The organism is Hydrogenophaga sp. (assembly GCF_030373225.1).
Classification (GTDB): domain Bacteria; phylum Pseudomonadota; class Gammaproteobacteria; order Burkholderiales; family Burkholderiaceae_C; genus Hydrogenophaga.
Genome location: NZ_JAUCZG010000003.1, coordinates 53,825 through 67,005 on the forward strand (window position 1 = coordinate 53,825; position 13,181 = coordinate 67,005).

At 67.3% G+C, this 13,181-nt stretch carries 13 protein-coding genes; 8 read left to right on the forward strand and 5 right to left on the reverse strand.

Features of this window, described 5'->3' with window-relative positions; genetic code table 11:
- Positions 1–25: 25 nt before the first annotated feature.
- Complete coding sequence (gene murJ / locus QUV35_RS02465) at positions 26–1,585, reverse strand: murein biosynthesis integral membrane protein MurJ (protein WP_300870580.1); 1,560 nt, start codon at positions 1,583–1,585, stop codon at positions 26–28.
- A 117-nt stretch (positions 1,586–1,702) separates the two neighbouring features.
- On the opposite strand from murJ, the gene rpsT reads away from it, so the two are divergent.
- Positions 1,703–2,002 carry a 30S ribosomal protein S20 gene (rpsT, locus tag QUV35_RS02470; protein WP_069047062.1) on the forward strand — a complete coding sequence of 100 codons (300 nt, stop codon included), beginning with the start codon at positions 1,703–1,705 and terminating at the stop codon, positions 2,000–2,002.
- Between the two features lie 155 nt (positions 2,003–2,157).
- Here the strand turns inward: rpsT and QUV35_RS02475 are convergent, their stop codons facing one another.
- Positions 2,158–2,466 (reverse strand): DUF3579 domain-containing protein, encoded by a 309-nt coding sequence (locus QUV35_RS02475; RefSeq protein WP_300870581.1) that lies wholly within the window; start codon positions 2,464–2,466, stop codon positions 2,158–2,160.
- 277 nt (positions 2,467–2,743) lie between these two features.
- On the opposite strand from QUV35_RS02475, the gene QUV35_RS02480 reads away from it, so the two are divergent.
- From QUV35_RS02480 to kynA, 7 genes are all read left to right on the forward strand, one after another.
- Positions 2,744–3,955, forward strand: a complete 1,212-nt coding sequence (locus QUV35_RS02480) for an aspartate aminotransferase family protein (RefSeq protein WP_300870582.1) — start codon at positions 2,744–2,746, stop codon at positions 3,953–3,955.
- Positions 3,952–4,899, forward strand: a complete 948-nt coding sequence (argF, locus tag QUV35_RS02485; RefSeq protein WP_300870583.1) for an ornithine carbamoyltransferase — start codon at positions 3,952–3,954, stop codon at positions 4,897–4,899. Before QUV35_RS02480 ends, argF begins: the two co-directional genes overlap by 4 nt.
- Positions 4,899–5,834 (forward strand): class I SAM-dependent methyltransferase, encoded by a 936-nt coding sequence (locus QUV35_RS02490; RefSeq protein WP_300870586.1) that lies wholly within the window; start codon positions 4,899–4,901, stop codon positions 5,832–5,834. The genes argF and QUV35_RS02490 overlap by 1 nt, the downstream gene beginning before the upstream one ends.
- Positions 5,831–6,145, forward strand: a complete 315-nt coding sequence (locus QUV35_RS02495) for a YkgJ family cysteine cluster protein (RefSeq protein ID WP_300870587.1) — start codon at positions 5,831–5,833, stop codon at positions 6,143–6,145. The genes QUV35_RS02490 and QUV35_RS02495 overlap by 4 nt, the downstream gene beginning before the upstream one ends.
- A 92-nt stretch (positions 6,146–6,237) precedes the next feature.
- Complete coding sequence (kynB, locus tag QUV35_RS02500) at positions 6,238–6,864, forward strand: arylformamidase (protein WP_300870588.1); 627 nt, start codon at positions 6,238–6,240, stop codon at positions 6,862–6,864.
- A 126-nt stretch (positions 6,865–6,990) separates the two neighbouring features.
- Positions 6,991–8,268, forward strand: a complete 1,278-nt coding sequence (gene kynU, locus QUV35_RS02505) for a kynureninase (protein WP_300870590.1) — start codon at positions 6,991–6,993, stop codon at positions 8,266–8,268.
- An 83-nt stretch (positions 8,269–8,351) separates the two neighbouring features.
- Positions 8,352–9,191, forward strand: a complete 840-nt coding sequence (gene kynA, locus QUV35_RS02510; protein ID WP_300870591.1) for a tryptophan 2,3-dioxygenase — start codon at positions 8,352–8,354, stop codon at positions 9,189–9,191.
- Between the two features lie 87 nt (positions 9,192–9,278).
- On the opposite strand, the gene QUV35_RS02515 is transcribed toward kynA, so the two are convergent.
- The 3 genes from QUV35_RS02515 to QUV35_RS02525 all read right to left on the reverse strand — a co-directional run bounded on the left by QUV35_RS02515 (position 9,279) and on the right by QUV35_RS02525 (position 13,163).
- Positions 9,279–10,679: an alpha/beta hydrolase gene (locus QUV35_RS02515; protein ID WP_300870795.1), complete on the reverse strand. Its 1,401-nt coding sequence runs from the start codon at positions 10,677–10,679 to the stop codon at positions 9,279–9,281.
- Positions 10,680–10,923: 244 nt separating this feature from the next.
- Positions 10,924–11,910, reverse strand: a complete 987-nt coding sequence (locus QUV35_RS02520; protein WP_300870592.1) for a tripartite tricarboxylate transporter substrate binding protein — start codon at positions 11,908–11,910, stop codon at positions 10,924–10,926.
- A complete protein-coding gene (locus tag QUV35_RS02525) occupies positions 11,907–13,163 on the reverse strand; it encodes an FAD-dependent monooxygenase (protein WP_300870594.1) in 1,257 nt (418 codons plus the stop codon). The genes QUV35_RS02520 and QUV35_RS02525 overlap by 4 nt, the downstream gene beginning before the upstream one ends.
- Positions 13,164–13,181 lie beyond the last annotated feature (18 nt).

Below are 13,181 nucleotides of genomic sequence, written 5' to 3' on the forward strand. Positions count from 1 at the left end.
AGGCGCGTGAATGCCGCAGGTTACGTCATTTTCGAACGAACTGGCGCAGGTTCAACCCGGCCACCAGCAGGGTAAGAAAATAGACCAAAACACCGCCCAGCACACACAGCGCCAGCAGGCCCACGCGCTGCAGTGCCTGACCCTCGAAACCGAGCCAGTTCACGCGGGCCGCGACCCACATGAGAAACACCGCCAGCAGCGCGCTGGCGGCCACCACCTGCAAACCGAAACGGGCCCAGCCGGGCGACGGCAGGTAGGCCTTGCGCCGCATCAGGCCGGCCAGCAGCAGCAAGGCATTGACCATGGCGCCGATGCCGATGGCCAGTGCCAGCCCGGCGTGGGCGAGATGCGGCACCAGCAGGTAGTTCAGCACCTGGGTGAGGATCAACACCCCGATGGCGATCTTGACCGGCGTGCGGATGTCCTGCCGCGCATAGAAGCCCGGCGCCAGCACCTTGATGGCGATCAGGCCGATCAGTCCGGCGCCATAGCCCATGAGGGCCGAGGCGGTGCGCTGGACGTCGGCCGCGGTGAAGGCCCCGTAGTGGTAGAGCACCGCCACCAGCGGCTGGGCAAACGTGAGCAGGGCCACCGCGCAAGGCACGGCCAGCAGCACCACCAGGCGCAATCCCCAGTCGAGCAGGCCGCTGTAACGCGCTGCGTCGTCGGCGGCCTTGGCCGCAGCCAGTTGCGGCAACAGCACCACGCCCAGCGCCACACCCAGCATCGCGGTGGGGAACTCCATCAGGCGGTCGGCATAGGTGAGCCAGCTCACGCTGCCGGTGGCGAGATGCGAGGCAATCTGCGTGTTGATCAGCAGGGAAATCTGCGCCACGCTCACGCCCAGCAGCGCGGGCAGCATCAGCGTGGTCACGCGGCGCGTGCCCGGATGGGCCCAGGCCCTGCGCAGACCCGACCAGCGCAGGCTCACGCGCGGCAGCATGCCGAGCCGGCGCAACACCGGGAGCTGGATGCCCAACTGCATGGCGCCGCCCAGCAAGACGCCGCCGGCCATGGCGAAGATCGGCTCGATGCCCAGGGTGGCGAACCACGGCGCACCCCACCAGGCGGCGGCGATCATGGCCACGTTGAGCAAGACCGGCGTGGCCGCCGGCACCGCGAAACGCTTCCAGGTGTTCAGGATGCCGGCCGACAGCGCCACAAACGACATGAAGGCGATGTAGGGAAACATCCAGCGTGTCATGAAGACGGCGGCGTTGAAGCCCTCTTCATTCAGACCGCTGGCCATGGCCCAGACCAGCACCGGCGCGCCCAGCACGCCGAGCACACAGGTGAGCGTGAGCGCCCAGGCCAGCACCGTGGCGATCTGGTTGACCATCTGCCGGGTGGCCTCATCGCCCTCCTTTTCCCGCTCGCCGGCCAGCACGGGCACGAACGCCTGGCTGAACGCGCCCTCGGCGAACAGGCGGCGCAGCAGGTTGGGAATGCGGAAGGCGACGTTGAACGCATCGGTGAGCGCGCTGGCGCCAAACGTTGCCGCCATGAGCAACTCGCGCACCAGGCCCGTGATGCGCGAAGCCAGGGTGAGGACGGAGACGAGGGAGGCGGACTTGAACAGGGTCACGGCGCGAGTGTAACGATGCGCTGCCCGTCGCTTGCCGAGCGCCTTGCCGGCAGGGCGGTCCATGCTAAAATTGCGGGCTTTGCTGGCATCATCCCCAAACATTGAAGGAATCACACCATGGCAACCAAGCCGAAGAAAAAGAACCCCCGTCTGGCGTCTGGCCGCAAGCGCGTGCGCCAGGACGTCAAGATCAATGCAGCCAACACCTCGCTGCGCTCGAAGTACCGCACCGCCGTGAAGAACGTCGAAAAGGCTGTTCTGGCCGGTGACAAGGACAAGGCGACCGAGTTGTTCGCCAAGATGCAGAAAGTGGTGGACATCGTTGCCGACAAGGGCATCTTCCACAAGAACAAGGCCGCTCGCGACAAGAGCCGCCTGTCGACCAAAGTCAAGGGCCTCGCAGCAGCCGCTGCCTGAAACCCACCGGTCTGGCCCCGCCAGACCACCAGCCCGGGCCCATCCAGGCCTGCCGTTTGAAACGGGTGCGCTGCCAGCAAAAGCAAAAAAGCCGTCTCACGACGGCTTTTTTGCTTTCAGCGAAGAGACCGGCACAAGGCGCCGCCCGGGCGGCCTCATTGGTCCGGCAAAAGGCAGGCCTCGACCACCTGCAAATCGTTGTCGCGCGCGAAGTTCATGCAGAAGTCCCAGGCCATGGGTTCGGCCTCGCGCAGGTCCACGTGGACCACGACGCACTTGATGCCGTTGATGGTGTTGGGCACGCACCAGGGGGAGTAACTCAGGTGGCTGCCGGGCTGGGCACCGCCCGGGCGAAACGGGCTCATCACGCCGGCCAGACGCTCTGCCCAGTCGCTGGGTCGAAAGGTGCGGCCGTTCTGGGTGACGCCCTGAATGAAGACTTGTTTGGCTGTGGGTGAAACCATCGGGGAGAGCCTTCGGATGGAGGGCCTTGCAGGGGAGAAAACCGCCTCGGGAACGAGGATCGCTCGCCCATGGAAGCCTTGGGTATTCTATCTTATATAAGACTTGAAGCGAGGGATTACCCGGGGGCCCGGCCGCGGGTCGGCGTGCATCTCAGCGATGACCAACAAGCAATGATGATGCCCGCCCGCTGCGCCTAAAATCGCGCTTCGTCGGCTCAACCTGCGTTGAGCCGCTTTCTTTTTGGCCCACCAGCGCCCCACTTTCCCGGAGCCACCCATGAACGCCGCCCTCCACCCCGCCACCTCGCCCCACGTGATGAACACCTACGGCCGCCTGCCGATCGCGATGTCGCACGGCAAGGGGGTGCGCGTGTGGGATGTGAACGGCAAGGAGTACATCGACGCGCTGGCCGGCATCGCCGTCAACACCCTGGGCCATGGCCATCCCAAGCTGGTGCCTGCCTTGCAGGACCAGGTGGCCAAAATGATCCACTGCTGCAACTACTACCACGTGCCCGACCAGGAACGCCTGGCACAGATGCTGGTGGAGCGCTCGGGGCTGACCAACGTGTTCTTCTGCAGCACCGGGCTCGAAGCCAACGAGGCGGCGCTGAAGCTGGCCCGCAAGTACGGCCACGACAAGGGTATCGAGCGCCCGGAAATCGTGGTCTACGAGAAGGCCTTCCATGGCCGCAGCATTGCCACGCTCTCGGCCACCGGCAACCCCAAGGTGCAGGCGGGTTTCGGTCCGCTGGTGGAGGGTTTCATCCGCGTGCCGGCCAACGACATCGAGGCGCTCAAGAAGGCCACCGTGGGCAACCCCAACGTGGTGGCCGTGTTCTTCGAAACCATCCAGGGCGAAGGCGGCGTGAACCCGATGCGGGCGCAGTACCTGAAAGACGTGCGAGCCCTCTGTGACGCGCAAGACTGGCTGCTCATGATCGACGAGGTGCAGTGCGGCATGGGCCGCACCGGCAAGTGGTTTGCCCACCAGTGGGCGGGCATCCTGCCCGACGTGATGCCACTGGCCAAGGGTCTGGGCTCCGGCGTGCCGATCGGCGCGGTGGTGGCCGGCCCGAAAGCCGCCCACATCTTCCAGCCTGGCAACCACGGCACCACCTTCGGCGGCAACCCGCTGGCCATGCGCGCCGGGGTGGAAACCATCCGCATCATGGAAGAAGACGGCCTGCTGGCCAACGCCGAGCGCGTGGGTGCCCACATGCACGACGCGCTGGTGGCAAGCCTGGGCGGCCACCCCGGCCTGAAAGAGATCCGCGGCCAGGGCCTGATGATCGGCGTGGAACTCACGCGACCCTGCGGCGCCCTCACCCAGCGCGCCGCCGATGCCGGCCTGCTGATCAGCGTCACGGCCGACAGCGTGATCCGCCTGGTGCCGCCGCTGATCATGACCATCGCCGAGGCCGACGAGGTGCTCGCCATCCTGCTGCCGCTGATCCACGCTTTCTTCAAGGAGCAGAGCCCGACATGACGATCCGCCACTACCTGCAGTTCAAGGACCTGAGCGCGGACGAGTGCGCCCATGTCCTCGAGCGCGCGGCCCACATCAAGAAGAAGTTCAAGGCCGTCGAAAAGTACCAGCCCTTCGCCGACCCCGACCGCACGCTGGCCATGATCTTCGAGAAGGCCAGCACGCGCACCCGCGTGAGCTTCGAGGCCGGCATGTACCAGATGGGCGGCTCGGTCGTGCACCTGACCACCGGCGACAGCCAACTCGGCCGGGCCGAGCCGATCGAAGACAGCGCCAAGGTGATCAGCCGCATGGTCGACCTGGTGATGATCCGCACCTTCGAGCACAGCAAGATCGAGGCGTTTGCCGCGCACTCCCGAGTGCCGGTGATCAACGGCCTGACCAACGAGTTCCATCCCTGCCAGATCCTGGCCGACCTGTTCACGCTGGCGGAATACCGCCCGGCGTCCAGCGGCAAACCACTCGATGCCTTCAAGGGCAAGGTGGTGGCCTGGGTGGGTGACGGCAACAACATGGCCAACACCTGGCTGCAGGCGGCCGAGCTGCTGGGCTTCACCGTGCACGTGAGCACGCCCGGCGGCTACGAGGTCGACCCGGTGCTCGCCGGCATCAGCAACCGCGACTGCTACAAGGTCTTCAAGGACCCGCGCGAAGCCTGTGCGGGCGCCGACCTGGTCACCACCGATGTGTGGACCAGCATGGGCTTCGAGTCCGAGAACGAGGTGCGCCGTGAAGCCTTCAAACGCTGGTGCGTCGACGAGGACATGATGCGCCAGGCCAGGCCCGATGCGCTCTTCATGCACTGCCTGCCGGCCCACCGTGGCGAAGAGGTCAGCGCCGAGGTGATCGATGGCCCGCAGTCGGTGGTGTGGGACGAAGCCGAGAACCGCATGCATGCCCAGAAAGCGCTGATGGAATTCCTGCTGCTGGGCCGACTGGCCTGATGCAGGCCCTGCTCGACGCGATCGCGCTGATCGAACCCGGCAGCGACGCGCGCCGTGTCTTCCATGGCCGCGGCGGCCTGCACCCGGGCTGCGAGCAGTGGACGCTGGACGCGTTCCCCCCGGTCTGGCTGCTCACCAGCTTCCAGCCGGTGCCCGAGGAAACGCTCGCCGTGATCCACACGGCGCTGGCCGCCCGATGGGACGTGATCGCGCCGGGCGAGCCGCTCAACTGGGTGTTCCAGTGCCGGGGCGAAGGCCAGGCCGACACCCGCCTGATGGCCGGCAACACACCCGACCCCCATGTGGTGACCGAGCATGGCGCGCGTTACCTGGTGCACCTGCTCAAGGGACAGAACCACGGCCTGTTTCTCGACATGGCCGAAGGCCGCCGGTGGGTGCGCGCGCACGCCGCCGGGCAGAAGGTGCTCAACCTGTTCGCCTACACCTGTGCCTTCTCGGTCGTGGCGCTGCAAGGCGGTGCGAAGCAGGTGGTCAACGTGGACATGAGCGCGGGCGCCATGGCCATCGGTCAGCAGAACCATCCGCTGAATGCACTGAAGGAAGGTGCGAGTTTCCTGGTGCACGACATCTTCAAGACCTGGGGCAAGATCACACGCGGTGGTCCCTACGGCCTCGTGATCGTCGATCCGCCGAGCCACCAGAAAGGCAGCTTCGTGGCCAGCCACGACTACATCAAGCTCATCCGCCGCCTGCCCGACCTGCTGCGCCCGGAAGGCCGCGTGCTGCTGTGCCTGAACGCCCCGCAGCTCAGCCCGGCCTTTCTGATGGACCAGATGCAGGCGGCGGCGCCCGAGCTGGTGTTCGAGGAGCGCCTGGCGAACCCGGCGGTGTTCGCCGATGTCTCGCAAGACCGATCGCTCAAGGTGCTGGTGTACCGGGCACCTGCGGTGGTGAGGGCCGGCGCAGCGTCATGAGCGCCTGCACTTCGTGTGGCGCCTGCTGCGCCTGCTTCCGTGTCGACTTCTCGGTCCATGAGACGCAGGACATGGGCGGCAGCGTGCCGGCGGGGCTGGCGGTGGAGGTCACCGACCACACGGCGCGCATGCGTGGCACCGACCATTCGCCACCGCGCTGCGCCGCCCTCACCGGCCGGGTGGGCGACAGAACAGCCTGCGGCATTTACGAGTGGCGCCCCTCGCCGTGCCGCGAGTTCGAAGAAGGCAGCGACGCCTGCACCCGCGCGCGCCAGCGCCATGGTTTGCCGCCGGTCGCCGGCGCAGACTGAACCCGCATTTACTTGAGACCTCAACTGTTTTCGAGGCCTGTTGGGATTAACCGACACCACGCCTTTTTCGCGGGTGCTAACTTCACCGCACCATGAAAAAACGTTGGGACATCTCCCCACCCGTGCACGCCGGCGCTCCGGTCTTTCCAGGCGACACCGCCTACTCACAGCACTGGGCCGCCACCATCGGACCGGGCTGCCCGGTCAACGTGAGCGCCATCACGCTGTCACCGCACGTGGGTGCGCACGCCGACGCGCCGCTGCATTACGACGCCCACGGCGCGGCCATCGGCGAAGTCTCTCTGGAACCCTTCCTGGGGCCCTGCCGCGTGATCCACGCCATCGGCTGCGGGCCACTGGTGCGGCCGGAACACCTCGCCCATGCGATGGCCGATCTGCCCGAGCGGGTGCTGGTGCGTGTGTACGAACGACAGCCGCAGCACGCCTTCGACAACGACCTGCCCGCCTTCGCGCCTGAAACGGTGGAGCAACTCGCCGACCTCGGCGTGCTGTTGATCGGCATCGACAGCGCCAGCATCGACCCGGCCAGCAGCAAGACGCTGGACAGCCACCAGGCCATTCGCCGGCGCGGTCTGCGGGTGCTGGAAAACCTGCTGCTCGACGACGTCTCCGAAGGCGACTACGAGCTGATTGCCCTGCCCCTGAAACTCACCACCGCCGACGCCAGCCCCGTGCGCGCCATCCTGCGGGAACTCTGAATCCGAGGCGTTCTTCACCCATCACCATTCGGGCTGAACCCACCACCGTTCGGGCTGAGCCTGTCGAAGCCCCCTCCCAATCAACTCGCCCCCTTCGACAGGCTCAGGGCGAACGGATACACCACCATGACAACCACCCTCCAGGACTGCCGCGCGCTCGACGCGCAAGACCCGCTGCGCAGCCTGCGCGACCTGTTCCTGCTGCCCGCGGGCACCATCTACCTCGACGGCAATTCGCTCGGCGTGATGCCGCGCAGCGCACCCGCCCGCGTGGCCGATGTGGTCACCCGGGAATGGGGCGTCGACCTGATCCAGAGCTGGAACAAGAACGGCTGGTTCGCCATGCCGCAGGCCGTGGGCGACAAGATCGCGCGCCTCATCGGCGCTGCACCCGGCACGGTGGTGGCCACCGACAGCACCTCCATCAACCTCTTCAAGGTGCTCTCGGCCGCACTCAACCTCTGCACCGCCGACCACCCGCAACGCCGGCGCATCGTGAGCGAGCGCAGCAACTTCCCGACCGACCTCTACATCGCCGAAGCGCTGTGCAAGGAGCGCGGCTTCGAACTGGTGCTGGTTGAACCCGAGGACCTGGCCGCCGCGCTCACGTCCGAGGTGGCCGTGCTCATGCTCACCCACGTCAACTACCGCACCGGCGCCATGCACGACATGCCCGCCGTGACCGCAGCCGCCCACGCGGCCGGCGCGCTGATGCTGTGGGACCTGGCGCACAGCGCCGGCGCGGTCCCGGTGGACCTCACCGCCGCCGGTGCCGACTATGCCGTGGGCTGCGGCTACAAGTACCTCAACGGCGGACCGGGCGCGCCCGCTTTCGTGTGGGTGAACCCGCGCCACACCGACCGCTTCTGGCAGCCGCTGGCAGGCTGGTGGGGCCATGCGACACCGTTCGCCTTCACCCCCGACTACCAGCCCGCGCCCGGCATCACGCGCTACCAGTGCGGCACGCAACCCATGATCAGCCTGGCCGCGCTCGACTGCGGCGTCGACACGCTGCTGGCGGCCGAGGTCCACGGCGGCATGGCCGCGCTGCGCCGCAAGTCGCTCGCACTCACCGACCTCTTCATCGCGCTGGTGGACGAGCGCTGCCAGGGTCACGGCATCGGCCTGGCCACGCCGCTGGACCATGCGCAACGCGGTTCGCAGGTCTGCCTGACCAGGGACGAAGGCGCTTACGCCATCGTTCAAGCCCTCATCGCACGCGGCGTGGTCGGTGACTACCGCGCAGGCGATTCGGAAAAACACAAAGACATCCTGCGCTTCGGCTTCACGCCGCTGTACATCGGTTTCGAAGACGTGTGGAACGCGGTCGAACACCTCAAACAAGTCCTGGAGAGTGGCGAGTGGAAACGCGCCGAATTCAACCAGAAGAACGCGGTGACCTGATCTCCACCGTTCGGGCTGAGCCTGTCGAAGCCCTCACCACACAGTTCTCCCTTCAACAGGCTCAGGGCGAACGGGACAGTGACATGCCAAAACCCGAAGACATCGTGCGCGAGGAAGGCGCCCAGCTCGACTTCAGCCGCGACATGAGCTACGGCGACTACCTGCAGCTGAACAACATCCTGAGCGCGCAGAAGCCGCTGTCGCCCGCGCACGACGAGATGCTGTTCATCATCCAGCACCAGACCAGCGAACTGTGGATGAAGCTCATGCTGCACGAGCTGCACGCGGCCATCGGGCACATCGCCGCCGACGAGCTGCAGCCTGCGTTCAAGATGCTCGCGCGCGTGAGCAAGATCATGGAGCAGCTGGTGCACGCCTGGGACGTGCTCGCCACCATGACACCGCCCGAGTACAGCGCGCTGCGCCCCTACCTCGCGCAATCCAGCGGCTTCCAGAGCCACCAGTACCGCTGCATTGAATTCGCCATGGGCAACAAGAACGCCGCGATGCTCAAACCCCACGCGCACAGCCCCGAGCGACTGGCCGTGGTGCAGGCAGCCCACGTTGCGCCCTCGCTGTACGACCAGGCCCTGCGGCTGCTCGCGCGACGCGGCCTGCCGGTGCCCGAGAGCCACACACAGCGCGACTGGACCCAGCCCTACGAGGCCAGCGACGCGGTCGAACAGGCGTGGCTTCAGGTGTACCGCAACCCCAAGGCGCACTGGGACCTGTACCAACTCGGCGAAGAACTCACCGACCTCGAAGACGCCTTCCGCCTCTGGCGCTTTCGCCACGTGACCACGGTCGAACGCGTGATCGGCTTCAAGCGCGGCACCGGCGGCACCGGCGGCGTGAGCTACCTGCGCAAGATGCTCGACGTGGTGCTGTTCCCGGAGATCTGGCGGCTGCGCACCTCGCTGTGAGGCGTGACGCGCCGCCCGCCTTTCCCAGGAAAAAGGCCGTCTTGCGACGGCCTTTTCATGGCGACGAAAACAACTGTCGCCGGGTCTTCAGATCGGCGCCGGGCAGGCTGGCGTGGTGTTTGCAATGCCGCCGCGCAACTGTTGCACGCCAGCGCCGTCGTCCACGCCGATGTTGTTGTTGGTGAACGCACAGCCGTAGGCCGGGTCCGCCACGGTGGCCGGCGTGATCACGTCGTCGCCGGCCGGCTTGGCGCCGGTCTGCTCCCAGAGCACCATGTCTTGAAATGCCTGAACCTGCTCGGCCACGGTGAAGTCGCAATGGCTGGCACCACGAATCGCTCGTTGCACCAGCCAGTTGTCATTGCCCTTGGCCGCCACGCGCTGCTGGTACACCTGCTGCATGCTGAAGGGCACGAACAAGTCGCCCAGCGTGTGGATCGACACCACGGGAATGCTGAATTCCCCGTTGATCGCGGGAATCCAGCGCAGGCCGTCACGGCGCAAGCGGTTCGCATCTGGCGCGGCCGTCAGTTTCTGCGCCGAGAGGTTCAACGCAGCGGAGCCGTCCACGTCGCCTTCGATGACATAGGTCAAGGCGTTGGTGTCGAGCACGTTGCGGTTCAGGATGCCGGTCACGGTACCGTCGCTGCCGAAGGTGCCATAAGCCGACGGGAAGCTGCCGCCAAAGGCAATGCCTTGGTCGAACAAGGGCCGCTCACCTCCAGTCAGGTTCTCCACCACCGAGAGGTACTTGACGCCCTGCGCGGTTGGCGCCGTCGGAAAGGTGGTGAACAGCGTGCTGGTGACCAGGCCCGCGATCTCCGACCACTTGTCGGTCGGGTAACTCGGCACCCCAGCCAGCGCCTGGGCCGTCACCTGCATGCCGGCAAAGCGGTTGAACAGTTCGGCGTCGCCCATCACGCCACACATGGGCACGGCACCGTGGTAGCTCACCTTGTTCCTGGCGGTGGCCATGGCCTCAGCCTCGATGGCGGCACCTGTGATATGCCCACCCATGGAGTGGCCGGTGATGTAGATGCGGTCCGGCGCGGCCAGCGTGCGTCCATTGGCGGCGGCGATGTTGTTGAAGGCCAGGGCGAGCGCATTGGTGTCCTCCACCCCGGCGCGCACATCGTAGTAATTGGTCGAATAGCTCGAGGCCGCCCAGGCATAGCCGCTCTCGATCAGGTAGCGACGGATGCTCGGGTCGGACACGGTGAGCGCCGGTCCCTCGCCGCGGAAGCCATGGGCGTACATCACGAGCTTGCCGTTCCACCCGGTGGCCGGCACCTCGACGCGGTAGGCCGCGCCGTTGAGCACACCAGCCCACCGGTCGGTGCCGACGGTCACACCCGCCATCGCATCGAAGGTGGTGGCACTGGGGTCTTGCGGCGCGAAGGTCCGGCTGTCCTGAGCCCGCGTTTCTTCTGGCACAGGCGGTGGCACAACCACCACCGGGTCGTCTCCACCACCGCATGCCGCGAGCAAGGCCGCGCCTGCAAGAACCGCAAAGCGAAATCTGTTCTGTGTTTTCACACTGGTCTCCTGTCGTTGTTGGATGGGCGAAAGCGGTTTCGCACTCAGCGTGCGAACCGCGCTTCGGTTATCCAGCGACGGCTTGCAGGAGGTCAGCGGGAATACCCGCAAACAGTCGCCCAGGCGACGTTGAACGTGCGCCAGCACACCCAGCCGATTCACTCCCGGTGCGTGGGCGCGGCGGTGTTCCAGGCGCTCAGGGCCGGATGTTGTTTCGTGCGATCACGTCGGCCATCACCGCGGTGTCGCTCTCGATGCGCCGGCGCAGACCTTCGGGCGAGGTGCCCGCCACCTGCCAGCCTTGCGCAAAGATCTTCTGGCGAATGTCTTCTCGGCGAACGATCTCGGTCAGCAGCGCGGCGAGCCGGTTCACATGCGCCTTGGGCAGGCTGTTGGGCGCGGCCACCGCATTCCAGATCTCGAGCTGCAGGTTTTGCACACCGGCTTCGCTAAGGCTGGGCAGCTCGGGCACGACGCTGCTGCGGCCAGCCGAGGTGACGCCGATGGCGCTGAGCTTGCCGGCACGCACCTGGGCCATCGCCAGTCCGGGCGGCAGCAGCGACATCTGGATCTGGTTGCCCAGCAGGGCGGTGATCACCTGCGGGTTGCCGGGATAGGGCACATGCACCGGCGCAATGCCGGCGCGGCTCTTGAGCAGCTCCATGCCCAGGTGGGCCACCGTGCCCACGCCGGGCGTGCCGTAGTTCCAGCGGGTGCCCGACTGCCGGGCCGCCTCGAAGAAAGCCGCACCGGTGGGGCTGCCGGCGGGTGCGCTGAGCACCAGCGGCGCCACCGCGATCAGCGACACCGGCGTGAGGTCCTTCAGCGGGTCGTAGGTGGTGTCGGGGTTGAGGATCTTCGCGATCGTCATGTTGCCGTTGATCATCAACCCGATGGTGTGGTCGTCGGTGGCACGCGCCACCTGGGCGGCGGCGATGTTGCCGCCCGCACCCGGCCGGTTTTCGATCACCACCGGCTGGCCCAGCGCCTGCGACAGCGGCTCGGCCAGCAGGCGCGCCATCAGGTCGGGCGAAGAACCGCCAGGAAAGCCCACGACGATCTTCAGCGGCCGGCTCGGCCAGCTGGCCTGGGCCTGGGCGGTGGGCAACACGGTGGCAGCCACCAGGGCGGCGGCGGCAGCGAGTGCATGGCGGCGGTTGGGTCGGGCGAAGGTCTGGGTCATGTCTTCCTCTTGGGGTGGGGTGAAGGGATCGGGTCTTGCGCCGGCTCGGGCGGCCCGCCGTAGAGCCATGGATTGTCCAGCAAAGCCTCGCCCCGCAGGCGCATGGCGGTGTCGCGGCCCCAGCGCACCAGGCCGGTGGCGTGAAAGATGCTGCCGTTGCGCTGCGATTGCTGCTGCACCCGCGCGTTGCGCTGCCAGCGGGTGTTCGCAAAACGGGCCAGGACCGATGTCCAGTCGATGGGCGCCGGGGTGGACTCCAGCAGGCGACCCAGTGTCCAGGCGTCCTCGATGGCCATGGCCGCGCCCTGCGCCAGGTAGGGCCGCAGCGGGTGGGCCGCGTCGCCCAGCAGCGCGACCCGGCCCTGCGCGTGTTCGTGGGCACCGGTCATGGCAGGGCGGTCGTTCAAGGCCCAGAGCGACCACCCCGGCACGGCGTCGATCATGGCCCGCAGGTCGCTGCAGACCGGACCGAGCGCGCGAACGAGGTCGGCCGACCGGGCCTCGTGAGACCAGCTCCGCGGGTCCGATTCCGGCGCTCCCCCGTGACCCCGACCCAGCACACCGTGCACCACCGCCACCACGTTGATCCAGTGGCCGCTGCGCACCGGGTAGTGCACCACGTGCATGCGTGGGCCGAGCCAGGCCGTGACCACGTTGGCACGCAGCGCCGTGGGCAGATCGGCCGCACGCACCATGCCCCGGTAAGCCAGATGCCCGCTGGACCGCACGGGCCGCTCACCGAGCAGCTGCGCGCGCACGCGGCTCCAGAGGCCGTCGCAGCCCAGCAGCGCGGCACCGTGCAGGGCGCTGCCACCGTCCAGCGCGGCGTTCACACCGTTGGCCGAGTCTTCGAAAGACACCAGCCGCGTGTTCAGGTGCAGTCCGGTCAGGCCATGTGCCTGCACCGCCGCCAGCAACAACGCGTGCAGGTCGGCGCGGTGCAAGGTGGCGTACGGCTGACCGTGGCGCGCCAGGGCCATGGCACCCAGACGCAATTGCCCGAGCTCGGTGCCGCGGTGGGCATCGCGCACCCTCAATGCGTCGGGAAACGCGGCACAGGCCTGCATTGCGTCGCTCAGGCCCCAGTCGGCCAGCACGCGCGTGGCGTTGGGGCCGAGCTGCAGTCCGGCCCCGACCTCGCCGAAGGCCGATGCCTGCTCCAGCAGCACGGTGGGCACGCCGCGGCGCGCCAGGGCCAGCGCTGCGGCCAGTCCGCCAATGCCGCCCCCGGCAACGATCACTTGTGGGTTCATGCCCGGATTGTGCCGGTG

Coding starts and splice junctions, on each gene's coding strand:
- rpsT (WP_069047062.1), top strand. CDS start 1,703: ATGGCAACCAAGCCGAAGAAAAAGAACCCCCGTCTGGCGTCTGGCCGC.
- QUV35_RS02475 (WP_300870581.1), bottom strand. CDS start 2,466: ATGGTTTCACCCACAGCCAAACAAGTCTTCATTCAGGGCGTCACCCAG.
- QUV35_RS02480 (WP_300870582.1), top strand. CDS start 2,744: ATGAACGCCGCCCTCCACCCCGCCACCTCGCCCCACGTGATGAACACC.
- argF (WP_300870583.1), top strand. CDS start 3,952: ATGACGATCCGCCACTACCTGCAGTTCAAGGACCTGAGCGCGGACGAG.
- QUV35_RS02490 (WP_300870586.1), top strand. CDS start 4,899: ATGCAGGCCCTGCTCGACGCGATCGCGCTGATCGAACCCGGCAGCGAC.
- QUV35_RS02495 (WP_300870587.1), top strand. CDS start 5,831: ATGAGCGCCTGCACTTCGTGTGGCGCCTGCTGCGCCTGCTTCCGTGTC.
- kynB (WP_300870588.1), top strand. CDS start 6,238: ATGAAAAAACGTTGGGACATCTCCCCACCCGTGCACGCCGGCGCTCCG.
- kynU (WP_300870590.1), top strand. CDS start 6,991: ATGACAACCACCCTCCAGGACTGCCGCGCGCTCGACGCGCAAGACCCG.
- kynA (WP_300870591.1), top strand. CDS start 8,352: ATGCCAAAACCCGAAGACATCGTGCGCGAGGAAGGCGCCCAGCTCGAC.
- QUV35_RS02520 (WP_300870592.1), bottom strand. CDS start 11,910: ATGACCCAGACCTTCGCCCGACCCAACCGCCGCCATGCACTCGCTGCC.
- QUV35_RS02525 (WP_300870594.1), bottom strand. CDS start 13,163: ATGAACCCACAAGTGATCGTTGCCGGGGGCGGCATTGGCGGACTGGCC.